Source organism: Micromonospora jinlongensis (assembly GCF_013410645.1).
GTDB lineage: Bacteria > Actinomycetota > Actinomycetes > Mycobacteriales > Micromonosporaceae > Micromonospora > Micromonospora zamorensis.
Genome location: NZ_JACCHK010000001.1, coordinates 2,865,900 through 2,886,594 on the forward strand (window position 1 = coordinate 2,865,900; position 20,695 = coordinate 2,886,594).

General features: G+C 71.4%; 20 protein-coding genes, 1 pseudogene and 1 riboswitch. Of the genes and pseudogenes, 11 read left to right on the forward strand and 10 right to left on the reverse strand.

The features are described 5' to 3' along the window. The first annotated feature begins 185 nt into the window (after positions 1-185). A complete protein-coding gene (locus tag HNR22_RS12315; RefSeq protein WP_179780489.1) occupies positions 186-686 on the forward strand; it encodes a roadblock/LC7 domain-containing protein in 501 nt (166 codons plus the stop codon). A gap of 43 nt (positions 687-729) precedes the next feature. Here HNR22_RS12315 and ppdK read toward each other — a convergent pair whose 3' ends face one another. Continuing rightward, positions 730-3,438: a pyruvate, phosphate dikinase gene (gene ppdK, locus HNR22_RS12320; RefSeq protein ID WP_179780490.1), complete on the reverse strand. Its 2,709-nt coding sequence runs from the start codon at positions 3,436-3,438 to the stop codon at positions 730-732. Positions 3,439-3,682: 244 nt separating this feature from the next. On the opposite strand from ppdK, the pseudogene HNR22_RS12325 reads away from it, so the two are divergent. Together HNR22_RS12325 and HNR22_RS12330 are read left to right on the forward strand one after the other, a co-directional pair. Then, positions 3,683-5,465, forward strand: a pseudogene (locus tag HNR22_RS12325) (beta-N-acetylhexosaminidase). Between the two features lie 697 nt (positions 5,466-6,162). Continuing rightward, positions 6,163-6,825, forward strand: a complete 663-nt coding sequence (locus HNR22_RS12330) for a C39 family peptidase (RefSeq protein ID WP_179780492.1) — start codon at positions 6,163-6,165, stop codon at positions 6,823-6,825. Between the two features lie 81 nt (positions 6,826-6,906). Here the strand turns inward: HNR22_RS12330 and dusB are convergent, their stop codons facing one another. The 4 genes from dusB to HNR22_RS12350 form a co-directional block, all read right to left on the reverse strand. After that, positions 6,907-8,064 (reverse strand): tRNA dihydrouridine synthase DusB, encoded by a 1,158-nt coding sequence (gene dusB / locus HNR22_RS12335; protein WP_179783524.1) that lies wholly within the window; start codon positions 8,062-8,064, stop codon positions 6,907-6,909. 79 nt (positions 8,065-8,143) lie between these two features. Beyond that, entirely contained in the window at positions 8,144-9,523 is a 1,380-nt protein-coding gene (locus HNR22_RS12340; protein WP_179780493.1) for a glycine--tRNA ligase, read from the reverse strand. Between the two features lie 114 nt (positions 9,524-9,637). Beyond that, a complete protein-coding gene (locus HNR22_RS12345; protein WP_179780494.1) occupies positions 9,638-10,117 on the reverse strand; it encodes an Rv0361 family membrane protein in 480 nt (159 codons plus the stop codon). A gap of 24 nt (positions 10,118-10,141) precedes the next feature. Beyond that, positions 10,142-10,483, reverse strand: coding sequence for an antibiotic biosynthesis monooxygenase family protein (locus HNR22_RS12350; RefSeq protein WP_179780495.1), 342 nt, complete (start codon positions 10,481-10,483; stop codon positions 10,142-10,144). A 29-nt stretch (positions 10,484-10,512) separates the two neighbouring features. On the opposite strand from HNR22_RS12350, the gene HNR22_RS12355 reads away from it, so the two are divergent. From HNR22_RS12355 to HNR22_RS12390, 8 genes are all read left to right on the forward strand, one after another. Beyond that, entirely contained in the window at positions 10,513-10,770 is a 258-nt protein-coding gene (locus HNR22_RS12355; RefSeq protein WP_088949666.1) for a hypothetical protein, read from the forward strand. Between the two features lie 54 nt (positions 10,771-10,824). After that, on the forward strand, positions 10,825-11,769 hold the full coding sequence (locus HNR22_RS12360) for a metal ABC transporter substrate-binding protein (protein ID WP_141910751.1): 945 nt from the start codon (positions 10,825-10,827) through the stop codon (positions 11,767-11,769). Beyond that, the gene (locus HNR22_RS12365) at positions 11,766-12,527 is read left to right on the forward strand and encodes an ATP-binding cassette domain-containing protein (RefSeq protein WP_179780496.1); all 762 of its coding nucleotides are present in this window, start codon (positions 11,766-11,768) and stop codon (positions 12,525-12,527) included. The genes HNR22_RS12360 and HNR22_RS12365 overlap by 4 nt, the downstream gene beginning before the upstream one ends. A 3-nt stretch (positions 12,528-12,530) precedes the next feature. Beyond that, positions 12,531-13,397, forward strand: a complete 867-nt coding sequence (locus HNR22_RS12370; RefSeq protein WP_179780497.1) for a metal ABC transporter permease — start codon at positions 12,531-12,533, stop codon at positions 13,395-13,397. 43 nt (positions 13,398-13,440) lie between these two features. Further along, positions 13,441-13,740: an ArsR/SmtB family transcription factor gene (locus HNR22_RS12375; RefSeq protein ID WP_030338189.1), complete on the forward strand. Its 300-nt coding sequence runs from the start codon at positions 13,441-13,443 to the stop codon at positions 13,738-13,740. After that, positions 13,737-14,135 carry a Fur family transcriptional regulator gene (locus HNR22_RS12380; RefSeq protein ID WP_088949670.1) on the forward strand — a complete coding sequence of 133 codons (399 nt, stop codon included), beginning with the start codon at positions 13,737-13,739 and terminating at the stop codon, positions 14,133-14,135. Before HNR22_RS12375 ends, HNR22_RS12380 begins: the two co-directional genes overlap by 4 nt. Positions 14,136-14,312: 177 nt before the next feature. Further along, positions 14,313-14,921 carry a hypothetical protein gene (locus tag HNR22_RS12385; protein ID WP_179780498.1) on the forward strand — a complete coding sequence of 203 codons (609 nt, stop codon included), beginning with the start codon at positions 14,313-14,315 and terminating at the stop codon, positions 14,919-14,921. 9 nt (positions 14,922-14,930) lie between these two features. Next, the gene (locus HNR22_RS12390; RefSeq protein WP_179780499.1) at positions 14,931-15,098 is read left to right on the forward strand and encodes a hypothetical protein; all 168 of its coding nucleotides are present in this window, start codon (positions 14,931-14,933) and stop codon (positions 15,096-15,098) included. 100 nt (positions 15,099-15,198) lie between these two features. On the opposite strand, the gene HNR22_RS12395 is transcribed toward HNR22_RS12390, so the two are convergent. The 5 genes from HNR22_RS12395 to HNR22_RS12415 all read right to left on the reverse strand — a co-directional run bounded on the left by HNR22_RS12395 (position 15,199) and on the right by HNR22_RS12415 (position 20,422). Beyond that, complete coding sequence (locus HNR22_RS12395) at positions 15,199-17,205, reverse strand: acyl-CoA dehydrogenase family protein (protein WP_179780500.1); 2,007 nt, start codon at positions 17,203-17,205, stop codon at positions 15,199-15,201. A gap of 119 nt (positions 17,206-17,324) precedes the next feature. Continuing rightward, positions 17,325-17,828, reverse strand: a complete 504-nt coding sequence (locus tag HNR22_RS12400) for a DUF6328 family protein (protein ID WP_179780501.1) — start codon at positions 17,826-17,828, stop codon at positions 17,325-17,327. Between the two features lie 181 nt (positions 17,829-18,009). Further along, positions 18,010-18,759, reverse strand: a complete 750-nt coding sequence (locus tag HNR22_RS12405; protein WP_179780502.1) for a sugar isomerase domain-containing protein — start codon at positions 18,757-18,759, stop codon at positions 18,010-18,012. After that, positions 18,756-19,562: an AAC(3) family N-acetyltransferase gene (locus HNR22_RS12410; RefSeq protein ID WP_179780503.1), complete on the reverse strand. Its 807-nt coding sequence runs from the start codon at positions 19,560-19,562 to the stop codon at positions 18,756-18,758. The genes HNR22_RS12405 and HNR22_RS12410 overlap by 4 nt, the downstream gene beginning before the upstream one ends. A 29-nt stretch (positions 19,563-19,591) precedes the next feature. Next, positions 19,592-20,422 (reverse strand): alpha/beta fold hydrolase, encoded by an 831-nt coding sequence (locus HNR22_RS12415; RefSeq protein ID WP_179780504.1) that lies wholly within the window; start codon positions 20,420-20,422, stop codon positions 19,592-19,594. Positions 20,423-20,530: 108 nt separating this feature from the next. After that, positions 20,531-20,635, forward strand: a riboswitch (TPP riboswitch). Positions 20,636-20,695: the final 60 nt, after the last annotated feature.

The following is a 20,695-nucleotide window of genomic DNA, read 5'->3' on the forward strand; positions in this document are numbered from 1 at the left end:
CCACCGCTGGTCGACCCGCCCGCGACGCATCGACGATTGGTCCACAACCGCCGATTGGCTCGGAGTTGTCATCCGATCGCTGAGGGTTATGGGCTCGCGGGCGGAAGTCGCGCCCGGTAGCGTTCCCAGCGCGGAACGTGACCAGCCGACCGACATGCGGAGCCCGACCGGTAAGGGGAAATCTCGTGGACGCGGACACGGTGGTGGGAACGGAACTACGCGGGCTGCGCCGCCGCCGGCCCGAGATCGCGGGCACGGTCCTGGCCGGCACCGACGGGCTGCTCATCTCCAGCGATCTGCCCAGCACCGACGCCACCCATCTCGCCGCGCTCGCCGCAGCCAGCTTCGGGCTCGGCCACCGGGTGGCCGACACGGTCCAACGTGGTGAGTTCCGGGAGTCGGTCGTCTGCACCACCGCCGGTTGCGTGGTGACCTACCCGGCCGGGCGCGCCGCCCTGCTGACCCTGGTCACGGTGTCTGCGGCCGAGGATCTGGAAGCGCTGCACGAGGAGGCCCGTGCCGTGGCCCGCCGGGCGGGCTCGGTGCTGGACAGACGCGGCGGGGCAGTCGGCGCCACCTCGATTCAGGACGCGCACGGGCCGCTCGCCGTGCGTACGCCGATGGCGACCCTGCCGGCGCAGTTGCGCCGCTCGTCCCGGCCCACCTGGCGTCGCCCGCCGATCTGACCGCCGGCGGCGGACCGGGCCACCGGTCCGCCGCCGGCCCACGTCAGCGGCTGTCCGACCCGCCGGTCTCCACCACGGCCCGGCCGGCCTCCAGCCGGGCCACCGGCACCCGGAACGGTGAGCAGGACACGTAGTCCAGGCCGACCTCGTGGAAGAAGTGCACCGAGTCGGGGTCGCCGCCGTGCTCGCCGCAGACGCCGAGCTTCAGCCCCGGGCGGGCGGCCCGGCCCTCCTCGGCGGCGATCCGCACCAGCCGGCCGACGCCGTCGCGGTCGATCGACTCGAACGGCGAGATGCCGAAGATGCCCAGCTCCAGGTACCGCCAGAAGAACGCGCCCTCGACGTCGTCGCGGGAGAACCCCCAGCCCATCTGGGTCAGGTCGTTGGTGCCGAAGGAGAAGAACTCGGCCGCCTCGGCGATCTGTCCGGCGGTCAGCGCCGCCCGGGGCACCTCGATCATGGTGCCGATCAGCACCTCGACCCCGCTGTCCCCGACCACCTCCGCGATGATCTTCTCGGCCTCGGCGCGGACGGTCTCCAGCTCCTGCACCGCCCCGACCAGCGGCACCATGATCTCCGGCTTGGCCACCCCGCCAGCACGGGCACAGGCGACGGCCGCCTCGGCGATGGCCCGGACCTGCATCGCGAACAGGCCGGGGATGACCAGGCCGAGGCGGACGCCCCGCAGCCCGAGCATCGGATTCTCCTCGTGCATCCGCCGGACGGCGGCCAGCAGCGCCTCCTCCTTGGCCACGTCCTCGCCCCGTTCCTGGGCGACCGCGACGTTGACCGCGAGCTGCTCCAGCGGAGGCAGGAACTCGTGCAGCGGCGGGTCGATCAGCCGGACGGTGACCGGCAGCCCGTCCATCTCGCGGAAGATCTCCTCGAAGTCGGCCCGCTGCAACGGCAGCAGCGCCTCCAGCGCCGTTTCCCGCTCGCCCTCGGCGCGGGCCAGGATCAGCCGCTCGACCAGCTCCCGCCGGTCGCCGAGGAACATGTGCTCGGTGCGGCACAGCCCGATGCCCTCGGCGCCGAAGCGCCGGGCCCGGGCGGCGTCCGCGCCGGTGTCGGCGTTCGTGCGGACTGCGAGCCGCCGCTTACCGTCGGCGTGCGTCATGATCCGGTGTACGGCCCGGACCAACGCGTTGTCGATGTGCTCCGGGTCGAGGCTGCCCTCGAAGTACTGCACCACCTCCGACGGCATGACCGGCACCTCGCCCAGGTAGACCTTGCCGGTGGTGCCGTCGATGGACACGACGTCGCCCTCGTTGACGGTCTGCCCGGCCACGGTGAAGCGTTTCGCCGGGACGTTCACCTCGATCTCGTCGGCGCCGGAGACGCAGGTCTTGCCCATGCCGCGGGCCACCACCGCCGCGTGGCTGGTCTTGCCGCCGCGTGAGGTGAGGATGCCCTGGGCGGCGATCATGCCGTTCAGGTCGTCCGGGTTGGTCTCCCGCCGGACCAGGATCACCGACTTGCCCTCTGCGGCCATCTCGACGGCCCGCGCGGAGGTGAAGACCACAGTGCCGGACGCCGCGCCGGGCGAGGCGCCGATGCCCTTGGCGACCGGCTGGAACTCGTGGTCGAGCTGGAAACGGGGGAACATCAGCTGGGCCAGCTGCGCGCCGTTGACCCGGTGCAGCGCCTCGTCCAGGTCGATCAGACCCTCGTCGACGAGTTGCCCCGCGATGACGAACGCGGCGGCGGCGGTGCGCTTGCCGACCCGCGTCTGCAGCATCCACAGCTTGCCGCGTTCGATCGTGAACTCGATGTCGCAGAGGTCCTTGTAGTGCTCCTCCAGCCGAGCCATGATGCCGAGCAGCTGGTCGTAGGAGGTCTTGTCGAGCTGTTCCAGCTCTTGCAGGGGCACGGTGTTGCGGATGCCGGCGACGACGTCCTCGCCCTGCGCGTTGGCCAGGTAGTCGCCGTAGATGCCCTGCGCGCCACTGGCCGGGTCGCGGGTGAACGCGACACCGGTGCCGGAATCCGGGCCGAGGTTGCCGAAAACCATGGTAACCACGTTGACCGCGGTGCCGAGGTCGGTCGGGATCCGCTCCTGGCGACGGTAGAGGATCGCGCGCTCGGCGTTCCACGACTCGAAGACCGCCCGGATGGCCAGGTCGAGCTGTTCGCGCGGCTGCTGCGGGAACTCCCGACCGGTGTGCTTCAAAAAGATCTTCTTGTACGCGTCGACCAGCCCACGGAGGTCGTCGGCGTCCAGGTCCAGGTCGTTGTGGGTGCCCTTGGCGCTCTTGGCCTCGTCCAGCGCGTGCTCGAACTCCTCGCCCGGCACCTCGCAGACGGTCTTGCCGAACATCTGGATGAGGCGGCGGTAGGAGTCCCAGGCGAACCTGTCGTTCCCGCCGGCCTGTGCGGAGAGCCCGACGACGCTCTGGTCGTTGAGGCCGACGTTGAGGACGGTCTCCATCATGCCGGGCATGGAGAACTTGGCGCCGGAGCGGACGGAGACCAGCAGCGGATCCTGCGGGTCGCCGAGACGCTTGCCCATCGCACGCTCCAACGATTCCAGGTGCGCCTCGATCTGACCGGCGAGCCCGTCCGGCTGCCGACCCGTCGCGAGGTACGCCTTGCAGGCCTCGGTGGTGATGGTGAAGCCGGGCGGAACGGGCAGGCCGAGGTTGGTCATCTCGGCGAGGTTGGCCCCCTTGCCGCCGAGCAGGTCCTTGAGGTCCTTGTTTCCTTCAGAGAAGTCGTAGACGTACTTGTGATCGACGGTCTCTTGCGCTGCCACCAGAGCCTCCACAACACACGCGCCGGATTGACACTTAACGAAGGTTCAGTTTTCTTCTACCCCGCAGCGGACCACCGGTAATCCCCGGGTCGACGCCGATCGGTGGGCGAAGGTTAAGCGAACATCGAGCGACCTGGGACCGTTCGGTGACAATTGGCACAGCCATCACGACTATCCGTGTTCGTACCGGTTTTTGGGAACGCTTCCATGCGCACCATCACGCATCCCGGCCGCGCGCCGTACGCTGAATGGCACGCCAGCCGGTGAACGTCGCTTTTGCCATAACCGACGCGAATACACCCCCGGAGTCGCCGCCGTGTCGACCACCCCCTCCCCCAGCACCACCGCCGTTCCCGCGCCACTGTCGGCGGGGGAGCCGGACGCGGCCACGCTGGCCCGCGCGGCCGAGCAGACGGCGGTCACCGTGCTCACCGCGGCAACCCCGCACCGGCTCGCCGACGTCGTGCCCGCCCCGCAGCAGGTCCAGCCGGACCCGACCGCGGACTGGGTGCTGCCGGCCGGAGCGGTCATCGTGGTCAGCGCCGACCCGGCCGCGCTGGCCGTCGCCGAGCAGCTCGCCGAACTGCTGCGCCCGGCCACCGGCTACCCGCTCCCGGTCACCGATACTGCCGCCCACCCGCTGCGGGTCGCCGACGCCACCGGGCCAGGGCGGGTCGGCGGCATCGCGCTGGTGCTGGACGAGGCCGCCGATCTCGGCGCGGAGGGCTACCGGCTCGACGTCGCCACCGACGGGGTACGCCTCACCGCCGTCACCGCCACCGGCCTCTTCCACGGCGTGCAGACCCTGCGCCAACTGTTGCCGGCCGCGATCGAGAGCCCGACCCCGGTCGCCGAGCACTGGGCGCTGCCCGGCGGGACGATCACCGACGCACCCCGCTTCCCGTACCGGGGCGCGATGCTCGACGTCGCCCGGCACTTCTTCGCCGTCGAGGACGTGCTGCGGGTGATCGACCACCTGGCCCGCTACAAGCTCAACCACCTGCACCTGCACCTCACCGACGACCAGGGCTGGCGGATCGCCGTCGACTCGTGGCCGAGGCTGACCACCGTCGGCGGGGCGACCGAGGTCGGCGGCGGCCCCGGCGGGCACTACACGAAGGCCGACTACGCGCGGATCGTCTCCTACGCGGCCGCCCGGCACATCACCGTCGTCCCGGAGATCGACCTCCCCGGCCACACCAACGCGGCGCTGGTCGCGTACCCGGTGCTGGCACCGGACAAGATCGCGCCACCGCCGTACACCGGCACCGAGGTCGGTTTCAGCTACGTCGACCCGGCCGACGAGCGGACGTACGACTTCATCGCCGACGTGCTGGGCGAGGTGGCCGCGCTCACCCCCGGGCCGTGGCTGCACATCGGTGGCGACGAGGCGTTCAAGGTCACCGGCGAGGTCTACACCGGTTTCGTCGAGCGGGTCCAGCGCATCGTGGCCGACCTCGGTAAGACCGTCGTGGGTTGGCACCAGCTCGCGCCGGCCGCCCACCTGGACGGCCGGGTCCTGCAGTGGTGGGGCACCACCAGCGCGGACCCCACCACCGCCGAGGCCGTCCGTCAGGGCGCCCGGCTGATCCTCTCCCCCGGCAACCACGCCTACCTGGACATGAAGTACGCCCCGGACACCCCGATCGGGCACGACTGGGCCGGTCTGATCGACGTACGAAAGGCGTACGACTGGGACCCCGGCACGCACGTCGCAGGCGTACCGGCCGAGGCTGTGCTCGGTGTGGAGGCCCCGCTCTGGACCGAATCGGTCACCTCGCTGGCCGACATCGAGTTCCTGCTCCTGCCCCGACTCCCCGCCATCGCCGAGTTGGGCTGGTCCAGCCGGGCGACCCACGACTGGGCCGACTTCCGTGACCGGTTGGCCGGTCAGGGCCCGCGCTGGGCGACCGCCGGCGTCACCTTCCACCGCGCGCCCGAGATCCCCTGGCCGACCACCCCCACCATCCCCACCCAGCGCGACACGCCCCGGACCGACACCGCCGCCCACTGACGCGGCCCACTGACGCGGCCCGCAGTCGCGGAGACCCCGGTCTCGGTCGCGCACCCCGACCTGCGCAAACCACGCAAACCGCCATGATCCACTCGGTTTCCTTGATGTCGGGGTGTCCCGCCGCCCGGATACCCCGACATCAGCAAACCCGAGTGGATCAAGCGAGGCGAGCGCGGCCGGGTCGGGTATCTTGTCCGTTTTGTCGGATGTCGTCCCGTGGTCGGGGCCACCCTGACGGCGGAATCGTGGGCCGGGCGGGGTCGTTATACCTGGCATGCCACCGCGACTTCGGGTCGTGGGGCGCGGCAGCCGCCGGGAACACCCGACCGGCCGCCCCGGTTACCTCCCCCGGAGCATCCACCGCCAGTGGGCGGAATGCGTCGCCGGCCCGGCCGGTTACACCCCGGAGCACCCTGGCGGGGAGCCCGGCGGAATCACTCGCCGGCCCGGCCGGTTACACCCCGAGCCACACAGGCCGGGAGCCCGGCGGAATGACTCGCCGGCCCGGCCGGTTACACACCCCGCACCCCCGAGCACCACAAGCCGGGGAGCCAGGTGGAATCACCCGCCGCCCCGCACCGTTACACCCTTACCCGACGCCGGCCCCCCATGGCCGCCGGGCAAGAACTTCGAAGCTTCCCCCCTTGAAGGTGCGGCACGCCCACCCCCCGGGCGTGCCGTGCACCCCCGATGCAGAGGAGCACGCCATCATGCGTACCGATCTGATTCGTAAGACCGCACTCACCGCCGCTGGTCTCGCGTTCACCGGTGGCGCCATCGCCGGACCCGTCACCACCGCGTTCGCCGCCCCGAACACCAGCAAGCCGGCGTCGCAGGCGCAGACCGACCGCAAGGGCCACGGTGAGCGTCAGCTGGGCGTGCGCTACGAGGCGCAGCCGAACTTCTACTACTGCGGCCCCGCCGCCGCCCGCAACGCCCTGTCCGTACAGGGCAAGGACATCAGCGTCGACGCCATGGCCAAGGAGATGGGCACCACCGAGGCCGGCACCAACTCCATCAACGACATCACTCCCGTGCTGAACAAGGAGACCGGCAAGAACGACGCCTACCACTCCGTCGAGATCAGCACGCCCGCGGCAGACGACAAGCAGACCGACAAGCTGCGCGCCGACATCGTCAAGACCGTCGACGACGGCCGTGCTGTGGTCGCCAACATCGCCGGCACCACCACTGACACCGACGGTGGTATCCACTCCTTCGAGGGTGGGCACTACATCAGCGTCGTCGGCTACCGCGACAACGGCAACATCGTCAAGATCGCCGACTCCGCCGACCCGAACACCGCCTCCTACGAGGTCACCGTCGAGCACCTCGCCGACTGGATCGCCACCCGCGGCTACGCCGCCAGCTAAGAGGCACGCACGACGAAGGGCCGGATCCCACCACGGGGTCCGGCCCTTCGGCATGTCCAGAGTTCGCCGCCCACCCGGCGGTCAGCCGCCGGAGTCGTCCATCTCGGCGCCTTCGGGGACGGTGTCGTCGTCCCGGCTGGCCAGCCACCCGTCGGGCAGGGAGACCTTGCCCGGCGAGTTGGTGCGCCCTCGGGGCTGGCCCAGAGCGGTCACCGGGAACGGCTCGGTCGGGTCGAGCTTGCCGAGCAGGTCGTCGAGCTGGGCCAGGCTTTCGATCATCGCCAATGAGCGGCGCAGCTCGCCACCGACCGGGAAGCCCTTGAGATACCAGGCGACGTGCTTGCGGAAGTCGGTGCAGCCGTCCCGTTCGCCCCGGGCCGGGTTGCGGGCACCGGCCACGAACTGGTCCACCAGCAACTCGGCGTGCCGGCGCATGGTCACCGCCACCTCGCCGAGGGTGGGCAGTCGCCGCTCCGGCCGGCCGTTGAAGGCGGCCTCCAGGTCGGCGAAGAGCCACGGCCGACCCAGGCAGCCGCGCCCGACGACCACGCCGTCCACGCCGGTGTGCGCGACCATCCGCAGCGCGTCGTCGGCCTCCCAGATGTCACCGTTGCCGAGCACCGGCACGTCGAGGGCCTGCTTCAGGGTGGCGATCGCGTCCCAGTCGGCGGTGCCCGAGTAGCGCTGCGCGGCCGTCCGCCCGTGCAGGGCCACCGCGGCCACGCCGGCTTCCTGGGCGGCGAGCCCCGCTTCGACGTACGTCAGGTGGTCGTCGTCGATACCCTTGCGCATCTTGACCGTGACCGGCACCCCGGCCGGTGACGCGGCGTCCACCGCGGCCCGCACCAGTCGGGCGAAGAGCCGGCGTCGCCACGGCAACGCCGCGCCGCCGCCACGCCGGGTGACCTTGGGGACCGGGCAGCCGAAGTTGAGGTCGATGTGATCGGCCAGGTTGCGCTCGACGACGATCCGGACGGCGGCGGCGGTGATCTCCGGGTCGGTGCCGTAGAGCTGGAGGCTGCGCGGCTTCTCGTCGTCGCCGAACGTGATCATGCGCAGCGTCTTCGGGTTCCGCTCGACCAGAGCCCGGGTGGTGATCATCTCGCAGACGTAGATGCCGCCGCCCTGCTCACGGCAGAGCCGGCGGAACCCGACGTTGGTGATCCCGGCCATCGGCGCGAGCACCACCGGCGGCCACACCTGGTACGGCCCGAGAGTCAACGGGCGCAGCGCGGGCATGGTCGAGACAGTCACCGGACAAGTGTACGGGGCCCCGACCGGCGCTCATCGCGTCGGCCGAGGCCCCGTGCGCACAGCCTCAGCAGCCGGGCAGACGCTCGATCAGGTAACGCTCGACCTGGTCGAGGGAGACCCGCTCCTGGGCCATCGTGTCCCGGTTGCGCACCGTCACGGCGTTGTCGTCCAGCGTGTCGAAGTCGACAGTCACGCAGAACGGGGTGCCGATCTCGTCCTGCCGGCGGTAGCGGCGGCCGATCGCCTGCGAGTCGTCGAACTCCACCACCCAGCGCTTGCGCAGCAGCGTCGCGAGATCCTTGGCCTTCGGCGACAGCGCCTCGTTGCGGGACAACGGCAGCACCGCCACCTTGACCGGGGCGAGGCGCGGGTCGAACCGCATCACGGTGCGCTTGTCCACGCCGCCCTTGGTGTTGGGGGCCTCGTCCTCGTCGTACGCCTCCAGCAGGAAGGCGAGCACCGCGCGGGTCAGACCCGCGGCCGGCTCGATGACGTACGGCATCCAGCGCTCACTCTTGGTCTGGTCGAAGTACGACAGGTCGACGCCCGAGTGCTTGCTGTGTGTGGAGAGGTCGAAGTCGGTGCGGTTGGCGACACCCTCCAGCTCGGCGAACTCGGTGCCACCGAACTGGAAGCGGTACTCGATGTCCACGGTCCGCTTCGAGTAGTGCGAGAGCTTCTCGGCGGGGTGCTCGAAGAGGCGCAGATTGTCCGCCGAGAGGCCGAGGTCGATGTACCAGTTCCAGCGCTCCTGGAGCCAGTACTCGTGCCACTGCTCGTCGGTGCCCGGCTCGACGAAGAACTCCATCTCCATCTGCTCGAACTCACGGGTCCGGAAGATGAAGTTGCCCGGGGTGATCTCGTTGCGGAACGACTTGCCGGTTTGCGCGATGCCGAACGGCGGCTTCTTGCGGGCGACCGTCTCGACGTTCTTGTAGTTGACGAAGATGCCCTGCGCGGTCTCCGGGCGCAGGTAGTGCAGCCCCTCGTCGCTCTCCACCGGGCCCAGGTAGGTCTTCATCAGGCCGTTGAACATCTTCGGCTCGGTGAAGGTGCCCTTGTTGCCGCAGTTGGGGCAGTTGAGCTCGGCGAGCGAGGTCAGCGGCTTGCCGTGCTTCTCGGCGTACGCCTCCTCCAGGTGGTCCGCCCGGAAGCGCTTGTGGCAGAACTGGCACTCGGTGAGCGGGTCGACGAACTCGGCGATGTGGCCGGACGCCTCCCACACCTTGCGGGCAAGGATCACGGCGGAGTCGAGGCCGACGACGTCGTCGCGCTGCTGGACCATGGTCTTCCACCACTGCCGGCGGACGTTCTCCTTGAGCTCCACGCCGAGCGGACCGTAGTCCCACGCCGATCGGGTGCCTCCGTAGATCTCGCTGGAGGGGAAGACGAAGCCTCGTCGCTTGGCGAGGCTGACGACGGCGTCGATACGGTCGGCTGGCATGTTTCCTCCTACGCCGGCTGGCGGTCGGCGGGGGCGAGATGTGGATGGAACGGTCAGTTCGGGACAACGGTACGACCACCGTCGCCCTGAGCCCAGCAGAATACCGGGGGCGGGTCAGCTCACCCCGCAGACCTCCACGCCGCCGGTCTCCCCGTCCTGCCCGAGGCTGACCTGCTGCTGCTCCCGGTCACCACCGGCGAGTGTCACGTCGACCGGCACGGTCAGGTTGGTGGTGTCCACCTCACCCACCCGGAACGCCGAGACCTGAGGTTCGGCGGAGGCCCGCCGCTCGAACTCGGGCCGGGACTCACGCCGCTGCGCGTCGTCGCAGAGCTGCTCGTACGCCCGCCCGTAGTCCCGCTCGACCAGCGCCTGGTAGTAGTCACCGGTCACGGTGCGGGCCTGCTCCCGGATCGCCTGCACGCCGCTGACGGCCAGGCCGACGACGGCGGCGCCGCCCCCGCCACAGCAGAGCACCACGGCGAGCGCGCCGACGCCGAGGCCGATCCAGAGCCGGGTCCGGCGCCCCTCGGTGGGCGGCGCGGCGAACGGCGGAGCCACCCCGGGACCGGGTGGCGGGGCGGGTGCGGTCATAGGAGCAGCGTAGTGTCCGGCGGCTCAGCGGTAAGGACCCGCAGCCCGATCACTCTCGGCGACGACCACCGCTCCGCCGGGCGCCGCGGTCGCCAGCGCCTCGTAGGCGGAGGGTTCGTCGACCGACTCGGCGAGCAGCGGCACGGCGCTGACCTTGACCTCGAAGGCGCCCAGGGCCCGCCGGTACGTGCCGACCGACTCCCATTCGGTGACCAGCGACCAGTGCCGGGGGTCGTCGAGCGCCCGGACCAGTTGACCGCGCAGGTAGCCGGGGCAGGCGGCCAGGGCGGTGAGGGCGGCGTGCGCCCGTTCGGTGAAGTCGTCGGCGACATCGACGTCGACCACGAACCGGTTGGTCACCAGCAACGGTGGTCCCTCCTCGTAGAGTCTGTGGGATGCAGCGTACGCAGCGCCCCCTGCTCGCCCGGTTGGCCGGGGCGAACCCGACGTCGGTGTTCCTGCTCACCCTTGTGGTGGTGCTGGTGGCGTTCTTCACGCCCGGGGTGATCGGCGGGCTGCTGACGCTCGCGCTCGCCGCGGGCCTGATCGCCCTGTTGGCGACGACCTGGGCGGTTCAGGCGCCGCAGACCCGCCTGATTCGCCTGGTGATGCTCACGCTGCTGGTGACGGTGGGCCTCGCCAAGCTGCTCTGACATGCAATCATGCGTTTTTGACAATCATTATCGTTGCCACGGACAGTTGACGACATGACCAACCGCACCACGTACCGTGTCCTGGCCGCCGCGACCGCCCTCCTCGCCCTGGGTGCCGGGGCCGGCTGCTCCAGCGGCGACGCGGCCGGCGCCGACCCCCAACGGGTCGACGTGGTAGCCGCGTTCTACCCCCTCCAGTTCCTGGCCGAGCGGATCGGCGGCGACGCGGTCCGGGTGACCAACCTGGCCAAGCCGGGTGCCGAGCCACACGACCTGGAGCTCAACCCGAGTCAGGTCGGCCAGGTCAGCGACGCGGAGCTGATCGTCTACCTCAAGGGTTTCCAGCCGGCGGTGGACGACGCCGTCGCGCAGAACGGTGGAGACCGGGCGTTCGACGTGACCAGCGTGCAGCCGCTGCTGGACGCGACCGCCGGCGGGCACGACCACGAGGGCGAGGAGGGGCACACCGAGGAGAGCGGCGGCAAGGACCCGCACGTCTGGCTCGACCCGACCCGGCTGGCCGGCATCGGTGACCAGCTCGCCCAGCGGCTCGGCAAGGCCGACGCTGCCCACGCCGCCGACTACACCGCCCGTGCCGCGGCGCTGCGCGCCGACCTGACGACCCTGGACGGGGAGTTCAAACAGGGCCTGGCGACCTGCCAGCGGCGCGAGATCGTCACCAGCCACGCCGCGTTCGGCTACCTCGCCGACCGCTACCAGCTCGACCAGGTCGGCATCACCGGGCTGAGCCCGGACGTCGAGCCCTCCCCGCAGCGACTCGCGCACGTGATCGAGGAGGCGAAGGAGCACCAGGCCACCACGATCTTCTTCGAGACCCTGGTCAGCCCGAAGGTCGCCGAGACCATCGCCGGTCAGGTCGGCGCGAAGACCGCGGTGCTCGACCCGATCGAAGGGCTCGCCGCCGGCAGCAACGGGGACTACCTTTCGGTGATGCGTACCAACCTGCAGACCCTGCAGACGGCCTTGAGCTGCTCGTGACCTCACCTGTCATCACCGTCGAGCACGGGGTGGTCGGCTACGACGGCCGCCCCGTGCTCCGGAACATCTCGCTCACCGTGACCGCCGGAGAGGTGGTCGCGGTGCTCGGCGCGAACGGCTCCGGCAAGTCCACCCTGATCCGCGCCGTGCTCGGGCTGGTGCCACTCAGCGCCGGCTCGGTCGCCCTCTTCGACCGGCCGTTGCGCCGGTTCCGGCAGTGGGCGCGCATCGGGTACGTCCCGCAGCGCCTGGGCGCCGGCGGCGGCGTACCAGCCACCGTCCGCGAGGTGGTGGCCTCCGGCCGGCTGGCCCGCCGGGGGGTGCTCCGCCCGCCGGGTCGAGCCGACCGGGTCGCCGTGGACGCCGCACTGCTCGCGGTCGGGCTCGCCGACCGGGCGGGCGACCCGGTGTCCACGCTCTCCGGTGGCCAGCAGCAGCGCACCCTGATCGCCCGCGCCCTGGCCGGTGAACCGGAACTGCTGGTCCTCGACGAGCCCACCGCCGGGGTGGACGCGGCCAGCCAGGAGGCGTTCGCCGGCGCGCTGCGCGACTTCGTCGGCGACGGTGGGACAGTGCTGTTGGTCGCCCACGAGCTGGGCCCGCTGCGACCGGTGATCAGCCGGGCGGTCGTCGTCCACGAGGGTGGCATCATCCACGACGGCGCGGTGCCGGACCCGGCGGGCCATCACGCGGAGCCCGACCACGACCACGTGCACCCGCACTGTTACGACGAGCCCGCCGGGCTGTGGAGCAACTGACGCATGGAACTCTTCCAGTACCCCTACATGCAGCGTGCCCTGATCGGCGCGCTGGTGATCGGCCTGGCCGCGCCGGCGCTCGGCATCTACCTGGTGCAGCGCCGCCTGGCGTTGATCGGTGACGGTGTCGGGCACGTGGCGCTGACCGGCGTCGGGGCGGGCCTGCTGCTCAACCGCTCACCGGTGCTGGTCGCGGTGATCGCCGCCACCATCGGCGCGATCGCCATCGAGGTGGTCCGCGCCCGGGGGCGTACGTCCGGTGACCTGGCCCTGGCCCTGCTCTTCTACGGCGGCATCGCGGGCGGCGTACTGCTGGTCGGCCTCTCGGACGCGACCAGCGCGAACCTCAACGCCTACCTGTTCGGGTCGCTGACCACCATCTCGCCCGACGACCTGGTCACCATCGCGGTGCTCGGCGCGGCGATCCTGGTCACCATGATCGCGCTGCGCCCGGCGCTGTTCGCGGTCAGCCACGACGAGGAGTACGCCCGGGTCTCCGGCCTCCCGGTGCGCACGCTGAACCTGCTGATCGCGGTCGCCACCGCGGTCACCGTGACCATTGCGATGCGAGCTGTCGGAGTGCTCCTGATCAGCGCGCTGATGGTGGTGCCGGTCGCCACCGCCCAGCAGGTGACCCGGGGTTTCCGCAGCACGATGGTCGCCGCGATGGCGCTCGGGTTCTTCGCCGCCGGTTCCGGTGTCTGGGTGGCGGCTACGGCGGACACCGCGCCGGGCGCCTCGGTGGTGCTGGTGGCGATCGCCTCGTTCCTGGTCGTGGCCGTGGCCGGCGGCGTCTGGCGGACGTTGCGCCGCCGGGCGACACCGGCCGCCACGCCGACGCCGGAACCGCACGAGGTCGTGCTGAGCTGATCCTGATCAGCGAACCGTCGGTGGTAATGGGTACCGTTGCGGAATGACCAGCGCGACGGGCTACGACGGGTTCGACGGGGCCAGCGAGTTGCTCCGCGCTCTGTCCGCGCCGATCCGGCTGGCCATCGTCAGCGAGCTGGCCGGCGGTGAGCGGTGCGTGCACGAGCTGGTGGAGAAGCTCGGTGCCGCACAGCCGTTGGTCTCCCAGCACCTGCGGGTGCTGCGCGGCGCGGGAGTGGTGCGAGGTTCCCGCCGCGGCCGGGAGATCGCCTACAGCCTGGTCGACGAGCACGTCGCGCACATCGTGGCAGACGCGGTCAGCCACGCCGGGGAGGGATCATGAGCGAGAGCACCGCCGCGGTGCGCAACACCCGGCAGCGCTCGGCGGTTAGCGCGCTGCTGGGCGAGATGGAGGGCTTCCACAGCGCCCAGGACCTGCACGCCATGCTGCGGCAGCGCGGCGAGCGGGTCGGCCTCACCACCGTCTACCGCACCCTGCAGGGGCTCGCCGACGCCGGCGAGATCGACGTGATGCGCCCACCCGGCGGCGAGCACCTCTACCGCCGGTGCAGCGAGGGGCACCACCACCACCTGGTCTGCCGGGCCTGCGGGCGCACCGTCGAGGTGGCCGGCCCGGCGGTGGAGAGCTGGGCCGACCGGGTCGCCGCGCAGCACGGCTACGCCGACGTCAGCCACACCCTGGAGATCTTCGGCACCTGCCCGACCTGCGTCCGCTGACTCCACACCGCGGACTGGTCGCCGCGCCTTGAGGCAGCAATATCCCCGATGTTGCGGCCTCATTCGACAGCGAGGCAGCAATATCCCCGATATTGCTGCCTGCCCGGGCCGCCCGGGCCGTCCCGTCGGCTGATTTGACGGGTGCCGCGCCGGGCCGTTCGTGACACGCTGTCCGGCGTGAAAATCTATGCCGATCGGTTTCCGACCGCCGCCCGTCAGTTGCTCACCGACCTGCTCGTCGTCGCCTGGGTGTACGTGGCGATCCGCGGCGCGCTGTGGCTGCACGACCTGGTGCAGAAGCTCGCCGTACCGGGGCAGAAGCTGGAGGGCGCGGGCAGCGGCCTCGCCGACAACCTCGCCGACGCAGGCGGCAAGGTCCGCCGGGTCCCGCTGGTCGGTGACGATCTGACCGCACCCTTCCAGCGGGCCGCCGACGCGGCCCGGGGGCTCGCCGACGCCGGCCGCGACCAGCAGCACCTGGTCGACCAGCTCGCCCTCGCGCTCGCCATCGCGGTCCTGATCTTCCCGCTCGGCATCGTGCTGCTCGGCTGGCTGCCGCTGCGGGTGCGCTGGATGCGTCGGGCCGGGTCAGCGGCGAAGCTGGCCGCCGGACCGGCCGGCCGGGACCTGCTCGCCCTGCGCGCGCTGGCCACCCAGCCGCTGGGCCGGCTGACCCGGATCGCGCCGGACGTCGCCGAGGCGTGGCGACGTGGCGACGACGCCACTGTCGACGCCCTCGCCGCGTTGGAGCTGCGCCAACTCGGCCTGCGCGGCAGGAGCCGCTAAGGTCTTCGGGTGTTCTACTTCCTCGTCGTCATCGCCGTCCTGCTGCTCGGCTACGCCGCCGTCCTGGTCTCCTTCGTGCGCCGGGGCAGGAAGATCCCGCCTGCGGCGTACCTGGCGCTGGCCGGGCTCAACGGCCTGATCCTGGCCGGGGTGCTGGCCTGGGCGGTCTCCCGCTGACCGCGGCCGACGACCAGCCCGGCCACCCACACCGGGCCGACGACCAGCCCGCCACCAACACACGCGGGCAACGACCGGCCCGGCCCAACGGCCGCGCGGCCTACGGCCTTGGTGGGATGCGGCGGCGGACGTCCTCGGCGGTGGACGGGCCGGGTGACCAGCCGGCCACCCACGGCAGTTCCTCGGACGGGGTGAGCACACCCTCCTCCAGACCCGCGTAGCGGCCGGCGAGGATCCGCTTCGCCGCCGCGGTGTCGACCGAGTCGGTGTTGTCCCACAGTGCGGCGAACAGGGCGTCCACCCGCACCCGCGCCTGCCGGCAGAACAGGTCGGCCAGCTCCACGTTTTCCGGTCGGCTGTCCCGTTCGGCGACGGCCCGGACACAGACCGCGGACATCGCGAACAACTCGGCGCCGATGTCCACCACCCGGCCCAGGAACGCCTGCTTACGCTCCATCTTTCCCTGCCAGCGGGACATCGCGTAGAACGTCGAGCGGGCCAGCTTGCGCGACGAGCGCTCGACCTGGCGCAGGTGCGCGGCGAGCGGCCCGAACTCGGCGTACGCCGAGGGCCTCTGCCCCCGACCCACGGCGAGGGTGGGCAACCACTTCGCGTAGAAGGCACCGGCTCGGGCGCCGGCCCGTGCCTTGCGGCCCAGCCCCGCGTCCGGGTCGATGATGTCGCCGGCCACCGACAGGTGGGCGTCGACCGCCTCCCGGGCGATCAGCAGATGCATGATCTCGGTGGAGCCCTCGAAGATCCGGTTGATCCGCAGGTCGCGCAGCATCTGTTCGACGGCGGCCGGGCGTTCGCCACGGGCGGCCAGCGAGTCGGACGTTTCGTAGCCGCGTCCGCCCCGGATCTGGATCAGCTCGTCGGCGATCTTCCAGGCCATCTCGCTGGCGTACAGCTTGACCAGCGCCGCCTCGATCCGGATGTCGTTGCGGTCGTCGTCGGCGAGCAGGCAGCAGAGGTCGAGCATGGTCTCCATGCCGTACGTGGTGGCGGCGATGAAGGACAGCTTCTGCGCGACCGCCTCGTGCTCGCCCACCGGCCGGCCCCACTGGACCCGGTCGGCCGCCCAGCCCCGGGCCACGTTCAGCGCCCACTTGCCGGCGCCCACGCACATCGCCGGCAGCGAGAGCCGGCCGGTGTTCAGCGTGGTCAGGGCGATCTTCAGACCCTTGCCCTCGCCGCCGATGACGTTCTCAGCGGGTACGAACACGTCGTGGAACCGGGTGAGGCTGTTTTCCAGGCCGCGCAGGCCGATGAACTCGTTGCGCCGCTCGACGGTGATGCCCTCGCTGTCGCCCTCCACCACGAACGCGGTGATCCCGCCCCGACGCCCCTCGGTGGCCGGCACCCGGGCCATCACCACCAGCAGGGTGGCCAGGATGCCGTTGGTGGCCCAGAGCTTCACCCCGTTGAGCCGGTAGCCGGTGCCGTCCTCGGTCGGCTCGGCGATGGTGCCCAGGCGGGCGGGGTCGGAGCCGACATCGGGCTCGGTGAGCAGGAACGCGGACACCTCACCGGCGGCGAGGCGGGGCAGGAAGAGTTGCTTCTGCTCGGCGGTGCCGAACATCTTCAGCGGCTGTGGCACCCCGATCGACTGGTGCGCCGAGAGCAGCGCGCCGATGGCCGGGCTGACCGAACCGGCCAGCATCAGCGCTCGGCAGTAGTGCAGGTTGCTCAGCCCGAGCCCGCCGTACTTCCGGTCGATCTTCATGCCGAACGCGCCGAGGTCGGCCAGACCGTGGAACACCGAGTCCGGAATGGACGCGTCGCGTTCGATGGCGGCGCCATCGACCTCGGTGGTCAGGAAGGCGCGCAAGCGACCGAGGAACTCCTCGGCGCGCGCCACGTCCTCCGGGTCGGACCGGGGCCACGGGTCGATCAGGTCGAGCCGGAACCGACCGAGGAACAACTCCTTGCCGAAGCTGGGTCGGTCCCAGGTGGACTCGCGGGCTGCCTCGGCGACCTGCCGGGCCTCCTTCTCGGAGACCTGCCCGGCTTCTTTGGGCAACGGGGCCGCGGCACCGGCGGTGCTGGGCGCGGCTTCGGAGTCGGGGCCGTCCGGTGCCGGTCGGCCGTCCTGCGTCGTGGTCACGGCTGCCCCCTCGAAGCTCGGTGCGGCTGCGTCGACGTGCGCGACTACCCGCCACGCTACCCCCGGTTGTTACCCAGGGGTAGCGCTGCGTAAAGATCTGCGCGATCAGCGATCAGCGATCAGCGACCGGCGATCGTGTCCGGGTCGTCGTCATCATCGTCGATGTCGTCCTCACCCCAGCTGCGCCGGGCGAACGGCAGGATCATCCAGAACATCAGGAACCAGAGACCGGTCAGCGCGCTGAGCAGGAAGGCGATCGGCCGGTCCAGCACGAAGTCGGTGATCAGCAGCACCGCGCTGACCATCGCGACCAGCATGAAGGCGAGACCACCGGTGGCCATCCGGTGCGCGAAGCGCACCAGCTCCGGCTTGCGCCCCTGCCGGAACAGCGCCCGGTGGAACGCCACCGGCGAGATGATCAGCGCGGTGGCGGCGGCCGCCGCGAGCAACGCCACGATGTAGACGTCCCGCTGGAACTCCGTGGTCTCGGTGAACCCGTTGCTGAACGGCAGGGTGAGCAGGAAGGCGAAGAGGATCTGCACGCCGGTCTGTGCGACCCGCAACTCCTGGAGCAGGTCGGCGAAATTGCGCTGCCAACGCTGCTTGTCGGTCTCCTTGGACACGCGCTACCTCCGGTGAGACGCTACTGCCGGCGGTCCCGGCCGCCGGCAGCAACGCCAATGCCCCACCCGCCCGAGCGCGAAACAAGTTCACGACATCTCCCGTTCACCTCGGGGACGCAGGTCGGTCACCAGCAGCAGCGAGAATCGATGCCGGGCCGACCGTGAGCACCGCGCGGCGGCGTCAGGACCCGCGACGGATGCGGCCCGCGTACCGGGCCTCCAACGCCGTGTTGTGCGCGTCGCCGTCCGGGATGTTCGCCGACAGGTAGACCGGTGGACGCTCCCCCGCTGCCAGCAACCGCGCCACCACCTCCACGGTGATCTGCTGGGCGAGCAGCGCAGCGGTGATCGAGGAGACCGCGCCGACCGCGCCACCACCGGGAAGCGGCAGCGTCGCGTCGCCGTACGGGGCGCCGTTGTCGAGCACCACGTCGGCGAGGTCGCCCAGCTTGCGCCCCGACGGGTGCCGGGAGGTCATCCGACCGGAGTGCTGCGCGGAGGTGATGGCGACCAGCCCGTGGCCGCGTTCCTTGACCAGCGTGGCGAACTCCACCATCGCGCCGTTGACCCCGGAGTTCGAGGCGAGCACGAAGACATCGGTGGGCTGCACCGGCGCCAGCTCGTAGAGGCGGTGCGCGACCGACGGGTCCCGCTCCAGCATCGGGCCCAGCCGATCGGCCGGTTCGCCGCCGAGCAGCACCAGGTCGCGGAGCGCGATCCGGTTGGTCGGCACCAGACCGCCCGCCCGGCCGGCGATCTCCATGGCGAGGGCCTCCGAGTGCCCGGTGCCGAACGCGTGCACCACGCCGTCGGCGCGTACGGCGTCGGCGATCAGATCCGCGGCCCGCCCCACCGCCTCCCGCTGGCTTTCGGCCACCCGGCCGATCGTCTCGGTCACCACGGCCAGGTAGTCCTCGGCACTCACCGTCATGCGTCCTCCGTCGTCCGATTGCGGGCCAACCAGTGCACCGCGAAGTCGACCGCCGCCCGCTGGCGCATCAACCTGCCGGTCCCGGCACCCACCGGGCCGGTGCGAACCTCTCCGGTGGCCTCCAGGGCCGCGCCCAACGCGTCGAAGTCACCCGCGTCGAGCCGTACGTCCTGCCACCACACCCACTCCCGGCCGCCGTCGGCGGTGCGCACCGCGGCGCCGACCCGCTCCCGAGGTGAGCCGGCGCGGCGGTATTCGGCCAGGTGCAGCGAGGTGCTCGCCGAGTGGCCGACACCGAGCAGCAACACGTCGGCGTCCAGGTCGTAGAGCCGGGCCAGCGGGGACTGCTCGCCGAGCATGTCGGCCAGGGCGTGCCCGGCCACCACCTGCTCGGCGGCCGGCCCGAGCGCGGCGAACGACACCTGGGGATGCGAGCTGCGCAGAGCGCCGGGCCAGCCGCGGACCGTCTCGGCGAGCGCCCCCATGAACCGGCTCGGGGTGATCGCCGGGTCGAAGCCGGGCATCTCCGAGCGGATCAGCGGCCACCAGTCCGCCGGCACCGGCGGGTTGCGCCACTGGGCGGGGTCGCTGTTCTCCGGTGTGTGGGTGGGCACGACGATCGTGCCGTCCGGGCCGAGCGCGTCACGCAGGGCCAGCACCACCGCGTGCGGACCACCGCTGATGAATCCCAGCGGACGGAGGCCGGCGTGCACCAGCAGCGTCGCGCCGGGGCGTACGCCCAGCAGGCGTAGCTGCGCGGCGATCGAGCGGCGGCTGCCCGGCCCGCTGCCGTCCGTCGTCATGATGGTCCTCCCCCGCTGACCCGCACGACTCAGGCCGTTGCGCTGACTCGGGCCAGGATCGCCTCGGCGAGCGGGCCCGGGGCCGCGTCCGGGATCCAGTGGCTCACCCCGGCCAGTTGCACGAAGCGGTAGTCCCCGGTGACGTTCGCCGCACACGCCTCGGCGGCGGTCCGGCCGATGGCGACGTCCCGGTCACTCCAGACGTACGTGGTGGGCACCGCGACCGGGCCGACCGCCGCCAGGTCGGAGCGGGACATCGCCCGGTACCAGTTCAGTGCGGCGGTGAGGGCTCCCGGCTCGCGCATCGGGTCGGCGTAGCGGTCCACCCGCGGCCCGTCGCCCACCCCGCCGAGCAGTTTGCGCAGCGCGGTGGCGTGCCACGCCAGCAGCACCTTCTCCGCCTTGTCCGGCTTACGGAACAGCGCGATGTACGACGAGCGGGCCTTCTGCTGGCTGTCGTTGGCCAGGGCGTGCGCCATGGCCGCCGGATGTGGCACGGACACCGCGGTCAGTGTGCGGACCCGCTCGGGGTGCCCGGCGGCGACCGCCCAGGCCACGATCGCGCCCCAGTCGTGGCCGACAAGGTGGACGGCGTCCAACCCGAGGGCGTCGAGCACCGCCACGACGTCGGCGACCAGCTCGGGGATCCGGTAGTCAGCCACCGCCGTGGGCCGGGCACCCGGCGAGTAACCGCGCTGGTCCAGCGCGTACGTGCCCAGCCCGGCCGCGTGCAGCGCCGGCACGACCTCGTCCCACTCGCCGCTGTGCTGGGGGAACCCGTGCAACAGCAGGACGGGTACGCCCTCCGGCGGACCACCGGCGGTTACCTCGAACGTGAAGCCTCGCGCGTCAACCCGCATGATCGGAAGCGTACCCAGCCGACGACGGGCCGGCTGCTCGCCGCAGGTCAGGCGGATGCCCTCCTGGGCCAGCGGCTCAGGTCGGTGTTAGCGTCAGCGAGACAACTTCACATCCGACAGGGGAGCGCACAGCGCTGAGAGTGCGGGCACGCCCGCAGACCCTCGAACCTGATCTGGGTAATGCCAGCGCAGGGAGTTCGGTCGACCTCCAGCCGCGCCGCAGTCCGGTGCCACCGGACGCGGCGTGCGTCTTCTCCTGGTTCGATTTACTGA